Source organism: Arthrobacter sp. NPDC097144, from assembly GCF_044762205.1.
Taxonomy (GTDB): domain Bacteria; phylum Actinomycetota; class Actinomycetes; order Actinomycetales; family Micrococcaceae; genus Arthrobacter_B.
Genome location: NZ_JBIWDW010000001.1, coordinates 350,170 through 367,964 on the forward strand (window position 1 = coordinate 350,170; position 17,795 = coordinate 367,964).

At 66.1% G+C, this 17,795-nt stretch carries 15 protein-coding genes; 5 read left to right on the plus strand and 10 right to left on the minus strand.

Going from position 1 to position 17,795, the window contains the following annotated elements; genetic code table 11:
• Window positions 1-11: 11 nt before the first annotated feature.
• Together ACIQXM_RS01505 and ACIQXM_RS01510 are read right to left on the minus strand one after the other, a co-directional pair.
• Window positions 12-1,730: a TIGR01906 family membrane protein gene (locus ACIQXM_RS01505; protein WP_400926555.1), complete on the minus strand. Its 1,719-nt coding sequence runs from the start codon at window positions 1,728-1,730 to the stop codon at window positions 12-14.
• Window positions 1,731-1,933: 203 nt separating this feature from the next.
• Window positions 1,934-2,929, minus strand: a complete 996-nt coding sequence (locus ACIQXM_RS01510) for a stage II sporulation protein M (protein ID WP_400926558.1) — start codon at window positions 2,927-2,929, stop codon at window positions 1,934-1,936.
• A gap of 65 nt (window positions 2,930-2,994) precedes the next feature.
• Here ACIQXM_RS01510 and ACIQXM_RS01515 point away from each other — a divergent pair, with 65 nt between their 5' ends.
• Entirely contained in the window at window positions 2,995-3,798 is an 804-nt protein-coding gene (locus tag ACIQXM_RS01515; RefSeq protein ID WP_400926561.1) for an RDD family protein, read from the plus strand.
• A 21-nt stretch (window positions 3,799-3,819) separates the two neighbouring features.
• Here the strand turns inward: ACIQXM_RS01515 and ACIQXM_RS01520 are convergent, their stop codons facing one another.
• The 4 genes from ACIQXM_RS01520 to ACIQXM_RS01535 form a co-directional block, all read right to left on the minus strand.
• Window positions 3,820-5,061: an Ig-like domain-containing protein gene (locus tag ACIQXM_RS01520; RefSeq protein WP_400926564.1), complete on the minus strand. Its 1,242-nt coding sequence runs from the start codon at window positions 5,059-5,061 to the stop codon at window positions 3,820-3,822.
• Between the two features lie 138 nt (window positions 5,062-5,199).
• The gene (ahcY, locus tag ACIQXM_RS01525) at window positions 5,200-6,678 is read right to left on the minus strand and encodes an adenosylhomocysteinase (protein ID WP_400926567.1); all 1,479 of its coding nucleotides are present in this window, start codon (window positions 6,676-6,678) and stop codon (window positions 5,200-5,202) included.
• Window positions 6,679-6,710: 32 nt separating this feature from the next.
• Entirely contained in the window at window positions 6,711-6,893 is a 183-nt protein-coding gene (locus ACIQXM_RS01530; protein ID WP_400926570.1) for a hypothetical protein, read from the minus strand.
• A 95-nt stretch (window positions 6,894-6,988) separates the two neighbouring features.
• Window positions 6,989-7,369 carry a DUF3499 domain-containing protein gene (locus tag ACIQXM_RS01535; protein WP_400926573.1) on the minus strand — a complete coding sequence of 127 codons (381 nt, stop codon included), beginning with the start codon at window positions 7,367-7,369 and terminating at the stop codon, window positions 6,989-6,991.
• 175 nt (window positions 7,370-7,544) lie between these two features.
• On the opposite strand from ACIQXM_RS01535, the gene ACIQXM_RS01540 reads away from it, so the two are divergent.
• Window positions 7,545-7,988 (plus strand): metallopeptidase family protein, encoded by a 444-nt coding sequence (locus ACIQXM_RS01540; protein WP_400926576.1) that lies wholly within the window; start codon window positions 7,545-7,547, stop codon window positions 7,986-7,988.
• Window positions 7,989-8,000: 12 nt separating this feature from the next.
• Here the strand turns inward: ACIQXM_RS01540 and ACIQXM_RS01545 are convergent, their stop codons facing one another.
• From ACIQXM_RS01545 to ACIQXM_RS01555, 3 genes are read right to left on the minus strand one after another with little or no spacing between them, the layout of a single operon-like run.
• The gene (locus ACIQXM_RS01545) at window positions 8,001-10,226 is read right to left on the minus strand and encodes a DUF5719 family protein (protein ID WP_400926579.1); all 2,226 of its coding nucleotides are present in this window, start codon (window positions 10,224-10,226) and stop codon (window positions 8,001-8,003) included.
• Complete coding sequence (locus tag ACIQXM_RS01550; protein WP_400926581.1) at window positions 10,226-13,717, minus strand: glycosyltransferase; 3,492 nt, start codon at window positions 13,715-13,717, stop codon at window positions 10,226-10,228. The genes ACIQXM_RS01545 and ACIQXM_RS01550 overlap by 1 nt, the downstream gene beginning before the upstream one ends.
• A gap of 29 nt (window positions 13,718-13,746) precedes the next feature.
• The gene (locus ACIQXM_RS01555) at window positions 13,747-14,277 is read right to left on the minus strand and encodes a WhiB family transcriptional regulator (protein WP_400926584.1); all 531 of its coding nucleotides are present in this window, start codon (window positions 14,275-14,277) and stop codon (window positions 13,747-13,749) included.
• Window positions 14,278-14,606: 329 nt separating this feature from the next.
• Here ACIQXM_RS01555 and ACIQXM_RS01560 point away from each other — a divergent pair, with 329 nt between their 5' ends.
• Complete coding sequence (locus tag ACIQXM_RS01560; protein WP_400926586.1) at window positions 14,607-15,335, plus strand: TIGR03089 family protein; 729 nt, start codon at window positions 14,607-14,609, stop codon at window positions 15,333-15,335.
• On the opposite strand, the gene ACIQXM_RS01565 is transcribed toward ACIQXM_RS01560, so the two are convergent.
• Window positions 15,313-15,906: a GtrA family protein gene (locus ACIQXM_RS01565; RefSeq protein WP_400926588.1), complete on the minus strand. Its 594-nt coding sequence runs from the start codon at window positions 15,904-15,906 to the stop codon at window positions 15,313-15,315. The genes ACIQXM_RS01560 and ACIQXM_RS01565 overlap by 23 nt on opposite strands.
• 187 nt (window positions 15,907-16,093) lie before the next feature.
• Between ACIQXM_RS01565 and ACIQXM_RS01570 the strand changes: the two genes are divergently transcribed.
• Together ACIQXM_RS01570 and purE are read left to right on the plus strand one after the other, a co-directional pair.
• Complete coding sequence (locus ACIQXM_RS01570; RefSeq protein WP_400926591.1) at window positions 16,094-17,266, plus strand: 5-(carboxyamino)imidazole ribonucleotide synthase; 1,173 nt, start codon at window positions 16,094-16,096, stop codon at window positions 17,264-17,266.
• A complete protein-coding gene (gene purE, locus ACIQXM_RS01575; RefSeq protein ID WP_400926593.1) occupies window positions 17,263-17,790 on the plus strand; it encodes a 5-(carboxyamino)imidazole ribonucleotide mutase in 528 nt (175 codons plus the stop codon). Before ACIQXM_RS01570 ends, purE begins: the two co-directional genes overlap by 4 nt.
• The last annotated feature ends 5 nt before the right edge of the window (window positions 17,791-17,795 follow it).

Genomic DNA, 17,795 nt, shown 5'->3' on the forward strand with positions numbered 1-17,795 from the left:
AGGTGTTTCGCTTAGACCGCTTCGAGCGAGTCGAGGTAGCGGCGGCGGGCTTCTTCCTGCTTCCGGCGTGAGCGTTCCCGGCGGGCCTTGGTGGGCCACGCGGCAATCATCACGACGATGCAGACCACGAGCACGAGCGAGGCAATGACAATCCCCGCGTCCATCCAGAACTGGGCCGGGAAGAGCCGGATGAGGGTGTCATCCATGCGGAACGTCCAGTTCCCGTTGGCGAAGAAGATCGAGTGGACCTCCGTGAAGAAGCTTTCCCAACCCATGACGGCCAGGACAATCAGTCCTCCCACCAGGACCAGGGTCGCCACCGAGCCGGAGAAGAGGGCACGCCGGATCCCGCCGGGCCGGCGCTTGGCCAGGTAAAGGCAGCCGAGCAGGCTCAGCACGGCCATGACCAGTGCGGTAACAAAGGCAACGGTCAGGACGGTCTTTACGTCCGCCATGTGGCTGACTTCGCTCTCCAGGTACAGCGGTTCACCGCCCGCGGTCACCAGATCACCCAAGTAGCGGGCACCGGAGAAGTTCAGCAGGTAGTCCACCGCGTAGGACCCGTAGGTCACCCGGTCATCCGTAGTGAACCCGTAGCTGTCCGCCGGGAAGCCCGGACGGTGGTACTCGGCCCACAGGAACAGCGGAGTGGCCACCGCCCGAATGGCAGCGGCCAGCAGCATGACCGGGAAGAAGACGGCGATCATGACCTGCAGGAAACGGGCCAGCACGGGCTTGGTGGTGCCTGCCCGCTCCCGCTCCTCGGCGCGGCGGCGGACTTCCTCTTCGGAAATGTCGTCGTCTGCAGGCCGGGGACGGGTTGCGGCGGGGATTTCCGCTGCAGCCGCTTTGCCGGTGCTTGCGGCCTTGGGGGCCTTAGCCCCCGCAGTTGCAGCCGTGCGGGGTTCAGCAGTGCTGATAGGCGCAGTGCTGACGGGCGCAGTCCGGGGCGCAGTGCTATCGGGCGCAGTCCGGGGCGCAGCAGCCGAAGCTGCGGACACGGGTACTGCCACGGAAGAAGACACCGGTGCTGCCGGTGCTGCATCTGTTTGGTGTGCGTCATCGTTCCTGCGCGCGGAGTCCGTTGTCGGTGCTGCTGTTTGCGGCGCAGTCTCCGTGTGGGCGGCAGCCTCCGTGTGAGGAGTACCGTCGTCCTTGGTGACCCGGGGTGCAGCAGCCGTCTTATGGACGGGGAGCGCCTCGGTGTCCGCGGGCTCCGCCGCAGCAGCTCCCGCCGGCTTCGACGCGGAGATGGTGTCTCCGGGATCAGTGTTTCCGGCTCCGTCCCGACCGTCCTCGGGGAGATCCTCATACTCGCTGAAGCTGGGCAGCGTGCCGGCGCTGCGCATGGGCAGCGCACTGCTCTGAGCAGGGGTGGGATGGCTTTCAGGAACCTCGGCAGCCGCTGGGCGTCCGGCTGAGGATGCCCCCTGCTGTCCTGCTTCGGGTACCGTTCCGGCTGCTCCGGCGAAGGCAGCATCCCAGTCATCATGTTCTAGGTTTTTGTTGCGGGTTTCCGCCGCGGATCCGTCATTGTCAGCGGAAGCCCCGGAAACGCCGTCGGCTGCTGCGGAACCGGAGCCTTCGGCGTGGTCCCCGCTCACAATGGTCTCGCTCGCATCGCTGAGCCCGCGGCCGCCACCGGCGCCCTGCTCCGGCCGGTCCTGCCCGGGTTCGGCGGAGCCTTTGGGCGTGGGGTGTTGCTGGGGGGTATCGTCCTGGCTTGCCACTACTTCCTCTTTCACTTCCCTGGCCTGTGCATCATGGCCTGTTTGCGGATACCGATGGGCTTTTGCGGTTCCATTCATCTTCGAGCCTACCGGGAGAGGCATCACCGAAGGCGCCGCCACCCCGCATCACCGGCACAGTGATTGGCCCTGGGGGCCATTTATGGTGCACGGTCGCCGCCGTCTGCAGTTGTGCATCCCGGCAGTCACGCAGTACGCAGAGTATCTGAGCTGTCGCGGCGGGACAGGTCACCGCGGTGGCCGGCACGGTACGCGCGCCCGCCCAGGATGAGGGTATAGGCCCAGTAGGCACCGAGCAGGGCTGCTCCGATCCCGATCCGCAGCCAGGCGGGCATGGGCGAAGCGGAAACGAAGCCTTCCACCAGGCCGGAGAGGAACAGCACGCCTACGAGCCCCAGGGCCACCGTGAACAGCGACCGTCCCTCCGCGGCAACTGACACGCTGCGCGTCCGCCTGCCCGGTGCCACCCACGCCCAAAAAATCCGCAGGCTGGCGGCCACGGCAATGAATACCGCCGTCAGTTCCATGAGGCCGTGCGGCAGGATGTAGCTGAAAAAGACATCCAGCTGGCCGTACGCCGCCATGGTGCCGCCGGCCACGCCCACGTTGAGGGCATTTTGGTAGAGGACGTACGGACCCCAGATGCCGCTAATCCCAAAGGCAACGGCCTGCAGCGCAATCCAGGCGTTGTTGGTCCACACCTGTCCGGCGAACGACGCGGCCGGGTTCTCCGTGTAATAGCCGGCAAAACCGCTCTGCGCATACTGCGCCACTTCCTCGTCCGAGCCCAGGGCGGCAGAAATGACACCGGGGGTGGTCGCTGTCCACAGGCCGAAGAGCCAGGCGGTCAGGATGAAGGCTGCGCCCACGGCCGCTGTCAGCCAGCGGATGCGGTAGAAGGCGGCCGGCAGCACAAAGACAAAGAAGTTCGCCAAATCTTCCGCAAAGTTGGAACGGGCGCCCGTGAAACGGGTGCGCGCGCGGGACAGCCGCATGGACAGCGCAGCGGACAGCGCCCCTTCCGGTGCCACCGAACGGACCATGGACAAATGGGCCGAGGCGCGCTGGTACAGGGTCAGCAGCTCGTCCGCTTCTTCTCCGCTCAGGCGGCGGCGGGCAGCGAGCTCGTCGAGCCGTTTCCAGTCCGGTGCATGCACGGCACTGAACGCATCCATATCCACGGTTACACCCTAGCGCTGGGTACAGTGGAGTTCCCATCACCAACTGCCGGCCAGCAGGAGGACTTTTGAGTTCCATCGTCACCGGAGAGGCGGTTGTCCTGGAGCTGCGCCCGGCGTCGTTTGCCGCCCGTGCGCTAAGCTCCATCATCGACGTCGCTGCCCAGGCGGTGGTGCTCTTCGGACTGCTCCTGCTGCTGGGACAGACGCTGGGCGAGTCGGTTGATCCCGCCCTGGCCCAGGCCCTGATTCTGACCCTCGTTGTCCTCGTCATCGTGGGGGTTCCGGCAGCGGTGGAGACGGTGACCCGCGGCAAGTCGCTGGGGCGCCTGGCCATGGGGCTGCGCATAGTGCGCGACGACGGCGGGGCCGTGCGCTTCCGCCACTGCCTCATCCGCAGCATGACGGCTGTGCTGGAGATCTACCTGACGGCAGGCTCCGTCGCCTTTATCATGGCCCTGTTCAATGACAAGTCCAAGCGTGTGGGAGACCTGCTGGCTGGAACCTACGCGCTCCGGGAACGGGTCACAGCTCCCCCGCCGCAGCAGGTTTCCATGCCCCCGTGGCTGCGGGGCTGGGCCGGTCTGGCGGACATGGGCAGGTTTCCGGATGCCCTGGCCCGGCGGGTGTCACGGTTCCTGTCGCAGGCACCCCGGCTCGCGCCGCAGGCCCGCGCTGCGCGCGCTGCCGAACTGGCCGCGGAGGTCTCGGCCAGTGTGTCGCCGCAACCGCCTCCCGGAACCGCGGCCGAGGACTTCCTCAGTGCCGTGGTGTCCGAACGCAGGGACCGGGATTACGCCCGGATGGTCCGGCAGCGGCAGCAGGCCGAACGGGTGGGACAGCGCCTGCACCGGCTGCCGTTCGATCAGTAGGAAGCACCCACACAGCAGGGGCTACTGCTTGGGCTGGCTGACCCATTCGGACCACGGCACGTTCCAATCACCGAAGCCGTCCCATACGAACATGGGACCATAGCCGGTGTTCAGCACCTGGACCACGTCTCCGGCATCGAAATTGTCGTAAATGTACCTGGCGCCTTCGGGGCTCATTCCAATGCAGCCGTGGGAAACGTTCGCGCGGCCAAGCACCGGCTGAGCGGAGGGCAGCGCCTCGTGGATGAAGGCACCGCCAAGGGAAAGGCGGGAGGCGCTGTGCGCTGTGACCGGCTCGTAATAGTGCTCGTCGCCGGGCTTCAGCCCGATTGATTCCGCCCGGAACGGGATGGACTCGTGCTGGTCCATGATCACGTGGTAGCCCGTGGTGGACGGCCAGTCTTCAGTGCCCAGGGTGACGGGGAAGGTCTTGGTGAGTACGCCGTCGATATACACGCGCATCATCTTGTCTGCGTTGTCCACCACGGCCAGCCGGTTGTTGTGGATGGTGAAGCTGGAGGTCTGGTTGAAGTTCCCGATCATTCCGTTGCCGAAGTCCACGCCGAGAAGCTTCATGTCCACGGTAATAGTGCTCTGCGGTGCCCAGAACTCCTCAGCCCGGTAACGCACCTTCGTGTCGCTGATCCAGTAGAACGCGCCCGTCTGGCCCGAGGTGGATGTCACGGTAATGGCCTTCTCCACGGCTTCCTTGTTCAGGACGGGCTCGCTGAAGGTCAGCTCCAGAGGCTGCCCGGTTCCCACCGTGGACCCCGGCGAGGGATACATCACGGCGTTCGCCTCGTTGGCGGTGGAGACGGTGCTGAACTTCCGGGTCTGCGAGGTGGTGTCGCCGTTCGCGTCAACCAGTGAATACGTGAGGGTGTAAGGCGTATTGAATTCAAGCGCACCCGTGGCGGTCCAGGCCGTGCCTCCCTCGCTCAGCTCACCGGGAACCGGCTCTCCGCCGGAGGCGGGTACCAGCTTGGCTTCCTTCAGGGTCCCCTGCTGCACAGTGATGGCCGGAACCGTTGTCGGGTTCACTTCCAGGGCGTCCGCTTCCGGCGTGACAACGGCAACCGGTTCGGGCACGGCAGGTTTGGACGCCGTGGGCTTTGCCGAAGACGTTGCCGCTGAGCCGGAGTTTCCGGAGTTCTCTGCCACAACGGAACACGAAGTAAGGGCGGCTCCGCCGCCCAGAAGAACAGATCCTGCAAGCACGGAACTGATAAGCCAGCTCCTGCGCCAGTTTGTAGTCTTTGCCATAACCGCTAACCAATGCTTCCCGGGTGCTCTCGACAGATGTGGAGCGACCATAAGCTCCCCCAGCGAAATTTTACGTCATGGCGTCCGGATTGGAGTCCGCCGTGCCACCGCGGCGGGCGTGTTCCACGTAGTGCCCCGCTAGTAGCGGTAATGCTCCGCCTTGTAGGGTCCGGCCACGTCCACGCCAAGATATTCGGCCTGTTCCTTGGTCAATTCGGTGAGTTCCACACCGAGGGCGTCCAGGTGAAGGCGGGCTATCTTTTCATCGAGGATCTTCGGCAGGACGTACACCTGATGGGCATAGCCGCCGTCTTCGCCGGATTTGCCGTGCTTGGTGAACAGCTCGATCTGGGCGATGGTCTGATTGGCGAAGGAGTTGCTCATGACGAAGGACGGGTGGCCGGTGGCATTGCCCAGGTTCAGCAGCCTGCCCTCGGAGAGCACAATGATGCTGCGCTGCGTCTCACTGCCTTCATCGAAGATCCACTCATGCACCTGCGGCTTGATTTCCACCTTGCGGATTCCCGGGATCCCGGCGAGGCCGGCCATGTCAATTTCGTTGTCGAAATGACCGACGTTTCCCACGATTGCCTGGTGCTTCATCCGGGCCACGTGGCGGGCTCCGATGATGTCCTTGTCTCCCGTGGCAGTGATGAAGATGTCACCGGTTTCCAGGACGGATTCCAATCTGGCCACCTGGTACCCGTCCATCGCCGCCTGCAGTGCGCAGATCGGATCAATTTCCGTGACGATCACCCGCGCACCCTGCCCGCGCAGTGCCTCGGCGGCACCCTTGCCGACGTCTCCGTACCCGAGGATCACTGCCACTTTTCCGCCGATCAGCGTGTCGGTGGCGCGGTTCAAGCCGTCCGGAAGGGAATGGCGGATGCCGTATCTGTTGTCGAACTTTGACTTGGTGACCGAGTCGTTGACGTTGATCGCCGGGAAAAGGAGCTTGCCCGCAGCGGCTAACTGATACAGCCGCAGCACTCCGGTGGTGGTTTCCTCCGTGACGCCGCGGATGCTCTTGGCGATTTCCGTCCACTTACCCGGTTCCTGCTCCAGAGAGCGGCGCAGCACGTCGAGGATAACGGTGTATTCGCGGGAGTAACCGGCGTCCCCCTCCACCGGGTTCTCCGGAACGCCGCCGGCAGCTTCGAACTCCACTCCCTTGTGCAGCAGCATGGTCGCGTCGCCGCCGTCGTCCAGGATCATGTTCGGTCCCCCTGAGCCCTTCGGCCAGGTGAGGATCTGCTGGGCGGTCCACCAGTAATCTTCGAGGGATTCGTTTTTCCAGGCGAACACGGGAACACCGGCCGGCGCCTCAGCGGTACCGCTGCCCACCACCACGGCTGCCGCTGCCTCGTCCTGGGTGGAGAATATGTTGCAGGAGGCCCACCGCACCTCCGCTCCCAGCGCAGTAAGCGTTTCAATGAGCACGGCCGTCTGCACTGTCATGTGCAGGGAACCTGCGATCCGTGCGCCGCTCAGCGGCTGGGAGGGCCCGTATTCGCGGCGGAGCGCCAGCAGTCCGGGCATCTCATGCTCCGCCAGCCGGATCTGGTGGCGTCCGGCTTCCGCCAGGGACAGGTCAGCTACCTTGAAATCGATGCCCACGCGCGGACTCCTCAGGTTGGAGTGTCAGAACCCTAGGCCGCTGACGCTACTCCAGGTGCCAGCAATACGGGGATGCCTTCCACTAAAACGTAGTGGACCAGGTTGCCGTTGGCATCAGGGGCGGTCGAGACCAGTCCGCCGTCTTCCTGCTGGAGCGCGGAACCGGTGACGGGACAGCGCAAAACCGCCATGATGTCGGCAGTGAGTTTAGCCATGGATTGCAGCACTTCCTTGGATACGTTGTTGCCGCGCCTTGCAGGCACGGCGCTGACCCCCAGACTATCCCTTCGGGAGGGAGCCGGTGCGGCTCTCAGCCCTCCTCGCGAAGGAGACGCAAGTGGGAGCGCCGGGCTCCCGGAGTTTCTGCGGGCGGTTCCAGGGGCTGTTTGCCGTTGCGTTTGGGTGCTTCGTCTGCCGAATGCTCTCCGGCTTCCCGCACGGCATCGACTATGGCCGACAGCTCATCGCTGGTGGGAATGCGGGGCTGGCCGTCAAGGTCCAGGCGGACGACTTCCCAGCCCAGGGGCACCGTCAGGCGCTCGGCATGGGCAAGGCACAAGTCGTAGCAGTGGGGCTCGGCGTACGTTGCCAGGGGCCCCAACACCGCCGTGGAATCGGCATATACATAGGTGAGGGTGGCTGCAGCCGCCTCTCGGCAGGCTGACCTGGAGCACAATCTTAAGGATTCCACGGAGGATCACTTTACCTGCAGCAGGCATCCGCCCCGGTCAGGCACGCCGGAGAAATGGACTGCTTAAAACCGGTGCCCCCGGACGGGTTTCAGCGGTTACAGTTCTTGTATGTCCACCGGACCAACTCTCAGGGTGTATCTCGGTCCCGGCGAAGAGCCGTCCGAGTCTGATCGCGTGTCAATCGGGCGTCCCTTCCGGTTCCGCCGCCGGAACCGGCACGGCCGGGGCCTGCGCGGGGAGCTCATTCCCGCCCACTTGGCCGGCTACCGCTCACGTTCGGAGCGCTTTGACACGTGGGTGCTTGAATCCGCCCAGCGGCTGGAGCGGCTCTGGGGCGAGGACATTCAGTCTTACCAATTTGTGGTGCAGGATATTCCGCCGGGACTTGAGGAGCTGGCTGCCTCAGGGGGGAATATCCCCTTCGGCGCAGGTTCTCCGGCGGCCGGTCCCAAACCCGCCGTCATTACGGTGTACCGGCATCCGGTGGAGTCTGCAGCGCGCGGACTGGTGCCGGTCAGCGAACTGATTCACGACGTCGTAGTGGAACAGCTGGCCACGCTGCTGGGGATGGACCCGGAAACCGTTGACCCCACATACGGACGCTTCCGTCCGCTGTAGATCCCGGCGGCCCTAGTAGCCCAGTCCAACCGGGACGCTGGTGCCGCCCACGCTCCCCTTTGGCAGCGGCAGCACGGAGAGCCCGTCTCCCTTGGATGCGGTCAGGACCTGCGAACCATAAACCGCCTCGCCGGTGGCATTGATCAGCACGGCAGCAAGACCAGGGCCGACCCCGGCAGCGGGCGTGGTGACGGTGGTTCCCGCCGCAATGCTGATGATTTGCTCGGCCCCGAGGCTGCCGTCCGCGGCGACTCCGGTCAGGCGCACTTCGGCGGGGCCGGAGGGAGCCGAAAAGGTCAGGTCAGACACGGAATCCGGAGGCAGGACTGCCAGATGATCGCTGCCCAGCCGCTCTCCGGCCGGAGCTACGGCCAGGTCAACCGGTGCGTCAGCTTTACTGCCGCGGCTGGTCACGGTGTTGGCCGTCACTGACACGTCCGCGGTGACCTCCACGGAGTAGGTCCCTTCGGGCAGCGCGTCCAAAGGCAACTGTCCCACGCTGCCTGCAGCAACAGTGAAGACGCCGCCGCCGGGAAGCGGGATGTCGCCGCCTGCGCCCAGGACCCTCACCGACACCACTGCGTTGGTGCTGCCCGGTACGGCCACCTGGACGGCCGGCGCAGCTGATTCATAGCCGCGTTCTGCGGTGAGTTTCCTGGTGGCCGCCGGATCCTGGATGCGCACCCCGGTTATCACCTGCTGGGGAGCCGCAGCCGCCGCCGGCTGAATGAGCTCCACTCCTCCGGGCGTCAGGCCGCGGAGGATGCTCTGCTGAACCACTGCAGCTACCGGGCCGCCCGAGCTGCGCACCCGAACGGCCAGGGCCGGTTCGTTTGCCGCAAGGCCTGCCAGCACGATGGATTTGGTTTGCCCCGGAGGCACCAGGATTCCGCGGGTACCGGTTCCTTCAACACGGCCCTTCGCACCGTAAAGTTCCAGATCAACCGTGGCGGCACTCTCCGAAGCGTTGGTCAGCCGCAGCACTGCGGTGGCCCCCACCGTCGTCCGGGCGCCCATGATCCACATGTCATTGCCCGGGGTCTGGCAGTTTGCGGCGGCAAGACCGGCAAGATCCCCGTCCCCGGCGGAGAAAGCCACCACGGCGTTGGCAGTTGCCTGCAGTGTCCCGGACGGTTCGGCACTGAGGACAGTGACCTCGCCAACGGGGAGGCTGCCCATAATACCTGCGCTTCGCACGCCTGCCAGCGGGTCGGCATCCGGGGCATCTTCGGCGATTGTCTTCAGTTCAGTGCTGCCGTCCGCCTTCAGCAGCGAAGAGGCCGGAACGGGGTTTCCGGCACCGCTGAGCACGACGGCGCTGAGCAGGGTTTTGGCCGATCCGGACACCGGATTGAATTGGGGGTCCGTTCCGGCCACGCTGCCGGCCAGCAGGCGCAGCGGTTCGGGGCAGACCGCCGTGAGCGGTCCGGCAGGAACATCGGCTGCGGGAATTGCCACGGATTTGCCTGCACTGCCGGGATTGGCCGCGAGAGATCCTCCCACTACGCCAGCAGCTGCGGCAAGAACAAGGACAGCAGCTGCGGCGGTGCCGGCCTGCTGCCGGCGACGCTTTCGACGGACGAGCAGCTCCACCCGGCCCTCCGGTGTATCTTTCTTCGCTGCAGCTTTTTCCCTGGCTGCAGGCTTCTCCTTCTTCGCGGCCCTTTCCTCAGCCGCAGTCCCGGCGACCGGCGCAGCCGCTTCCTCAGCCGCAGTCCCGGCGACCGGCGCAGCCGCTTCCTCAGCCGCAGTCCCGGCGACCGGTGCAGCCTCTTCCTCAGCTGCAGCCTCGGCCGTCAGTGCAGCCTCTTCCTCGGCCACAGCCTTGCCGGGGTCCGCTGAGGATACGTTGGACTTTGCAGCATCTTCCGCAGGCTGCTCTTCTGCGGCGCTCGCCGGGGATGCGATCTCCGGTCCGTCGTCAGGTACTGCCGCTTCATTCACGGCACCGCCGGACTCCACCCGCTCATTCGGCACTGGCTCACTGTCCGGCATTGCTTCACTGTCCTGCATTGCTTCACTGTCCGGCACTGGCTCACTGTTCGGCATTGCTTCGCTGTTCGGCTTTGCTTCGCTGTCCGGTGCGGCCTCGACGTTCCGACCTGCTTCACCGTTTTGCGCTTCCGCACTGTCCGCTGCAGGATCGGAGCTCGCTACTGCTTCACCCTGCGGCGCAGGCGAGGCACTGTTCGCCTGCATCCGGGCCCGGCGTCCGCTGGGTTTATCTTTGCGGCTCATCAGCGCTGTCCTTCCGTTGCGCCGGAGTCTCCGGATGCATTGACCTTCTCAGTCCCGCCGCCGGCGGAAACAGATACTGCTTCTTCTGCCCCAACGGGAACAGCCCGTTCGGGTTCCGGCTCAACGGCAGCCGCCCCGGATTCGCCGGCTTCCCCGGTTACGGTGCCGGCCTTCGCGGGGGCTTCCGGCTCACTGCGCACAGGCCCCTGCAGACCGGGCAGCCGAACCGCACCGCTGTGTGCACGGATCGGCACGGCCAGAAGCACCGTGAGCGCGAGGAACAGGATTTGGGCCGCCTCAACCCAGGGCTCCCAAACAGTGGCGTACTCGATGTCCAGCTCGCCGCCCTCAGCAGGAAGCTCCCATGCCTGGGTCCAGTCTGCCGCAGCGGCCTTTAGCGGTGCTCCGTCCAGCGTGGCTTCCCAGCCGGGATCGGCCCGTTCGGCCAGGACCAGCGTCCGCCCCTCGGATCCGGCAGGAATGGAAGTCCTCACAGCGGTTCGTTCGGACGGAACCACTGCTTCAACGCTGCCGTCAGCGGCAAGGATGCGGGCTCTGCCCGTCTGGCCTGACAACGCCTCGGTGCCCTGCTCATCGAGCTGGCCGACCACCCGCCACAGCCAGCCGGAACCCGTCTGCCCCACCGATGCCAGGCCCGGAACGGAATCCATCTTGTCCGCCAGCAGTTCGGCAGACGTGTCGGATTCCTGCAGGACCACGTACCCAACACCCAGCCGGGACAGCTCCGCACGCGGGTCGGAGCCGGTGCCTGCCGTGATGACAGCAACCGCGCGGCGCAAATCCGCGCCAGCCGCGTCATCGCTGCCCAGTTCTTCACCGTTGACCGGGCCCCTAATGGAACGCGCGGCGTAAATGGTGGACAGGCTGTCCAAGGTGGTGCCGGCGTCGCGCATCAGCGCCGCTGTGACGTCATCGTTGTCGTCGGTTTGCAGCAGGAGGGTACGGGTGCGCTCGTCGCTGCTGCCCCGGTCCGCAGCCGTGGCCGGAAGCGTCCGTTCCGCAGCCGGGGACACCAGCGGCTCCGCCCCGAGGGCTCTGCCAATACCCTGCGCCGTTGTAGTGCCGGTGGCCAGCGGGCCGCTGAACAGGACCAGACCTGCAGCGGGGCCCAGCGCAAGCACTGCTCCCAGCAGGACCGCTGCGGGACGCACGCCCCGGACCCTGCCCGATGCGCTGATCTTCCGCTTCCGGCCGGGGCGAAGAAGCGCATCGCCGGCTAACAGGGCCGCGCACAGCTGGAGGAAAACGGCGGCGGAGACCAGCGGGCCGGGGAAAGGCGTCACCAGCTCACCCGGCGCGGCACCGGTGGCAACAAACGCGGACAGCCAGCTCAGTGCGAGGGCGGTGAGGCTCAGGATCCAGGCCAGCCTGGCAAACCGTGCCCGGGCACCGGAAAACAGTGCGGCAGCCGAAAGGACCAGCACCGGGGCGCCGATCACCAGCGCGACGACCAGCGGCCAGGGACCGGCCGTCTCCAGCAGCGGCAGACTGCCGTGAATGTCAAAGGCCAGGGGGAAGCCCAGGAACTGCTGCCACAGCGCCGCGGCATCAAAACCCAGCGGCAGTCCGGGGTCCGCGGCGAGGGCACGGAGGTTCTCCAGCGAGGACACGGCAACTGGAAGCAGGAGGACCGCTGACGGGATCAGGGCCCACCACAGCGTGCGCGCCTGCCGCCCCAGCCGCACTGACAGCAACAGCACCGCAACCGCGGCAACCGCGAAGATTGCCGGTGCGGAGGCACTTACGGCCGCCAGCAGGAGCCCGGCGGCACCGGCGGCCGCCCAGCTGTGCTGCTTGCCGGTGCCCGGGCGCGGCCCCAGAGCCCGGCGCGACTCGTCCCGGTCCGAGCTCCGGGCAGCTCCAACCGCACGGATCAGGGCCAGCACAAGCAGGGGCATCAGAATGTGGGCAATCAGCGCTCCGAGCCGCCCCTCCCCCAGAGCAACCTGCAGGGCGGGCGCTGCGCCCCAAAACACTGCAGCCCACAAGCGCAGGCCCCGCCGATCGGTCAGGGCTCCGGCGGCAATCCAGGCGGTGAGTCCGGCCAGAGGCATGGCGGTCAGCATGAGAATGACGACGGCGGTGTTGGTGTTCCCGAATCCGGCGGCCCCCAGCAGCCAAAGAACATAGTCAAACGGATCCCCGTGTCCCGGGAAGCCGGAGCCGAGTTCAATCCACCATCCCGAGGCGTTGGACCAGATGTCTCCCAGGCTGCCGGAGAGCGGCAGCAGGGCCCCTCCCGACACGGCGGACGCCCCGATAAGGCGGTACAGGCCAACCAGCGACGCGGCCAGCAGCACCAGCACCGCAGCTACGGCGCCGGTTCCGGTCCATGACCGGGCCGGTGCCAGGGAAACGAAGTCATCATGAAGATCACCGGTGGGTTCCAGCGACGCGGGATCGAGGCTGGATGCACCGGGAAGCAACGGCTCGGCGGGCGGCGGCGCCGGCACCGCTCCCGGCTCCGAAAACGGCGCAGCCGAAGATTCAAACAGTGAGCGGTGGTGTTCCCGCACCTCGCGCCGGCGGGCCCTAAGGGACCGGACCGCCTTGCGCGGCCGGATCCGGGTAGCTGCCGCGCGACGGCGGGAGCGGTACAGGGCAATGGGGCGCATCACCCCGCCGATGCTCGCGGCCAGGGATCCGAAGGCGTAACCGGGGTCCTTGGCCAGCATGCCCAGAAAGAGTCTGCCGAAACCGCCCAGCACCGCTCCGGCAGCCAGGAACGGAATGTGCCACAGCGGCGCGTGCTTGAGCCGCAGGAAAATCTCAGCCCGCCTGGAAACCCGCGCGGACGCCGCGGTGTTGGGCCGGCTGCCGGCGTGGCGCAACTTCGCGTTCGGAACAACGACGACGCGGTTCCCGGCCAGGCGGTTCCGCCAACAGAGGTCAACGTCGTCACCGGAGCCGGGCAGGGCGGGGTCGAATCCCCCGAGCGCCTCCCAGACGTCACGGCGCACCAGCATGCCGGCGGAGTTGACGGCGAAGACGTCGCTGCGCCCGTCGTACTGGCCCTGGTCCAGCTCATCCGCGTCGACCAGCGTGAGGCGCTCGGCCCACCGGCTGATCGACAGCCCCACGTCCACCAGCAGACGGTCATTGTGCCAATCAACCTGCTTGGTACCGGCGATGGTGACCGACGGGGCCCGCTCCACAGCCAGCAGCAGCTCTTCAAGTGCCTGGGGCGCGGGGGCTGAATCATCATGGAGAAGCCAGAGCCAGTCCACGGTTCCCGGTGCGGGGTCCGGCGCTGAAAGCTCGGCCAGTCCGGCCCGGACCGCGGCCCCGAATCCGGCGCCCGGAGGGGCAGATGCGACGGGATTGCCGGCAGGCAGCCCTCGGCGAAGCAGCGCAGCGGAATTGTCGGTGGAACCGGCGTCGACGCCTACGTACAGCTGAGCTGGCCGGGTTTGTCCGGCCAGCGCCTCAAGGGTGTCGGGGAGGTAGTGCGCACCGTTGTGGGCAACCACAACAGTGCAAACGCGGAAGTGCGAAGGAATTAGACTGCCTGCTTCCGGAGCCGGCGGCGTTCCCGCTCGGACAGCCCGCCCCAAATGCCAAACCGCTCGTCATTGGCCAGCGCGTACTCCAGGCACTGGGACCGCACGTTGCACGCGGCGCAAACCTTCTTGGCGTCGCGGGTGGAGCCGCCCTTTTCCGGAAAGAAGGCTTCGGGATCTGTTTGCGCGCAAAGCGCATCCGACTGCCATCCCAGTTCACCGTCGTCGTAATCGCTCAGGCCGGGCAACCCGATCCAGACCGGCCGGGTGTCCTTCTCCGCAGGGGTGGAGAACAGTGCCACGGGCGGATCCAGCAGATCCGCTTCCTCCGTATCCGGAGCCAGCGCCTCATGGGCGGCCAGGAAGGCAGTAGCCTGGTCTTCCAGCCCTGCGGTGTCCCGGCGGTAACGCTCTGCTGCTCCCGGGTCCGCGGGGTCCACGTACCAGTCCACGGGCACGCCTCGAGAGCCGTAGCTGGCGGATGCCTGCGCGGCAATGGACTGGTCGTGCGTGTATTCTGCCTGCCCCATGGAAGTCCTCCCGGTGTTATTGTCCCTGCAGCGGATCTTTGAGCCCTGCCAGGCACAATCAGCCTGCGTGGAATGCATATTGTGGTGGATTGCTGGAACAAATCCGATACCTAATTACACGCGTGTAATACGATGCCGTCAAGCCGTTTCGGCATCTTATAGAGTCAACACCTCAGAACCCGGGCACGCCACGCCCGGATTACCGCCATTTTTACCGGCGCGTCGCGGCAGGCTCCCCTCGCGTCACAATGTGATGCGGGGCGGCAAGGCGCCCGGTCCCCCGGGTGCAGCCCGGCACTTCACCGTAATCATCACAGAAAAGAGCCCCCATGACCGGCAAAACATCCGTTCCCGCCATCCTGTCCACACTGCGCACCCATCAGGCAACCTCGCCTGCACTCATTTGGTACGGTCCGGATTCTGAGCGGATTGAGCTCTCCGGCAAGGTGCTGGACAACTGGGTGGCGAAGACATCAAACCTGCTGGTCGATGAACTTGACGCCGAACCGGGCATCCGGATCCGGCTGGACCTTCCGGTGCACTGGAAAACCCTGGTGTGGGCCCTGGCCGCGTGGCAGACAGGCTGCACGGTGGTTCTCAGTGACGAGCCCGCCGGCACGGCTGCCGCGGACGTTACGGTCACGGACTCACAGCAGGTACTGGACGCAGCCGACGGGACGGTTGTTGCCGTGGCGCCGGGTGCGCTGGAGCTGCGCTGGTCCGGGGAACTTCCCGCCGCTGCGGTGGATTACGCGGCCGAAGTCCGCAGCTACGCAGACACGTATACAGGCGGGGACGACGCCGAGGACGGGTACACCGCCCTGCACAGTTCGCTGGGAACCGGCGCAGCCCTCACGTACGCACAGCTGGCCGAAGCGGCCGGCGGCGGCAGCGCACAGACGCTGCTGGTTTCCGCGGCGGCGGACCTGCCGGATGTACTGACAGCCGCACTCCGGGTATGGGCTGCCGGCGGAACGGTGGTGCTTGCGGGTGCCGGCGTCGAGCTGACGGAGCGCCTGTTGGCTGCCGAAAAAGTTACGGCGCAGCTGGGGGCGTAGGTTCGGTCTCCAGGCGGGACTCACCGGATGAGCGGCCTGCGGTCCGGTTAGCCGCGCCGCCGCTGCCGGCCCGCTTCGGTGAGTCTTCGTCCAGCAGCTCGTAGTCGTTCCGGAATCCGGGCTCTTCATCCAGTTCGGCGTTGAAGACCCAGAAACGGTACGCGAAGAACCGCAGAATGGTGGCCACGCCAATACCCACGACACCGGCAAAACCAAGCCACTTCGCGTCGGTAATGCCCATCGGATACTGGGCCACCCAGGTGAAACCACTGGAGATGACAATGCCTACGCCATTAATAATGAGGAAGAGCACCAGTTCGCGGCCCACATTGTTCTGACGGCGCCGCCGGAAAGTCCAGAAGCGGTTTGCCACCCACGAGAACAGAGTTGCAACAACGGCACTGATGATCCTGGCCTTGGTGGCACTGCCTTCCAGGGGCCCGTGGTAGAGGAGCCACCACAGCCCGTTGTCCACCACGAAGGCGAAAGCTCCCACAGTCCCGAACTTGGCTACTTCCCGCCAAAACAGCGAGGCCAGGCCCCTGATACGCGCAGACAGTGATGAAAACATGATCCTCCGAGGCCGTTGGTGCGCCGCCGGCCGGGATTGCCGAAGCTGGACACAGTTACCCGCTGCGTTTGGACAGGCAGACGGTAAGAACCAATATTACTCCGGTATTTTGGGAGTTCGCTGAACATGCAGGAGGGGCCCCGCCGGCCAAAAGAGGTTTGCGGTAACTTTTCGGTAACCTAATGCAGTGACCTTTCCTATAATTGGCGTCGTCGGCGGTGGCCAGCTGGCCCGGATGATGGCCCCCGCAGCAGTGGCCCTTGGTTTCGAACTTCGAGTTTTGGCCGAGGGCCCTGACGTGTCCGCCGTACCTGCCGTCGCCTCCTCAACAGTTGGCGACTACACCGACCTGGAAACGCTGCGCGCTTTCGCAGCTGGGGTGGATGTGCTCACGTTCGACCACGAGCACGTGCCTGAAGCGCACCTGCGCGTCCTGGCCGGTGAAGGAGTGAATGTGCAGCCCTCACCGGAGGCCCTGGTCCATGCCCAGGACAAACTGGTCATGCGGGCGGCTGTTGACCGTCTGGGCCTTCCCAATCCGCGCTGGGCAGCGGTGTCCAGCGTCGAGGACCTGGTGGATTTCGCCAAGGCCGCGCAATGGCCCGTGGTCCTGAAAACCCCGCGCGGAGGTTATGACGGCAAGGGCGTGCGGATCATTGCCGACGCTGATGAAGCAGCCCGCGCGGCAGACTGGTTCACGGGGGAACCGCTCCTGGCGGAAGAAAAGGTACCTTTCAGCCGCGAACTTTCCGCGCTGGTTGCCCGTACGCCCGGAGGCACCGCACTGCCCTGGCCCGTGGTGCACTCCATCCAGGTCAACGGTGTCTGCGATGAAGTGATTGCTCCGGCCCAGGAGCTGGACCCGCAGGTGGCGGAGGGCGCCCAGCAGGCTGCCCTGCGGATCGCAGCGGAGCTCGGCGTCACCGGCGTGATGGCCGTTGAGCTGTTCGAAACCCCCGGACGGGGCGAAGGATTCCTCATTAATGAACTGGCCATGCGCCCCCACAACTCCGGCCACTGGACCATGGACGGTTCCGTCACGGGCCAGTTTGAACAGCATCTGCGGGCCGTCCTGGACCTTCCGCTGGGCGCCACCGATGTCCTGGGCGGCGTCGTCGTCATGAAGAACTACCTTGGCGGCGCAAATTCGGATCTGTTCAGCAGCTATGCTCAGGCACTGGCTGCCGAGCCGGCCGCCAAAATCCATAATTACGGTAAATCGGTCCGACCGGGCCGCAAGATCGGGCACGTCAACGTGGTGGGCCGCAGCGCTGCGGACCTGCCCCGGGTGCGGAGCAGCGCTGATCGTGCAGCTTCCATCCTCCGTGACGGCACCGACTCCCAGAAGGAGAATTCATGAGCACCCGCGACACCCCCCTGGTAGGACTCGTCATGGGCTCGGACTCCGACTGGCCCGTCATGGACGCCGCTGCCGCGGCTCTGGCCGAGTTTGGCATCCCCTATGAGGCCGACGTCGTGTCCGCCCACCGGATGCCGGCGGAGATGATCGACTACGGCCAGCGCGCCCACCAGCGCGGCCTGCGGGTGATTATTGCCGGCGCCGGCGGCGCTGCACACCTGCCCGGGATGCTGGCAGCGGTCACTCCCCTGCCCGTCATCGGCGTTCCGGTTCCCCTCAAGCACCTGGACGGCATGGATTCGCTGCTGTCGATCGTGCAGATGCCCGCCGGCATCCCCGTGGCGACCGTTTCCATTGGCGGGGCACGCAACGCGGGACTGCTGGCAGTGCGGATGCTGGCCGCCGGCACCGACCCGCTGGCGGCCAAGCTTCAGCAGCAGTTGCTCGATTTTGCTTCCGCGCTGCGCCAGACGGCGCTGGCCAAGGGCGCCAAGCTGCGCACCTCCGTTACCGTCAGCGACTAGGACCT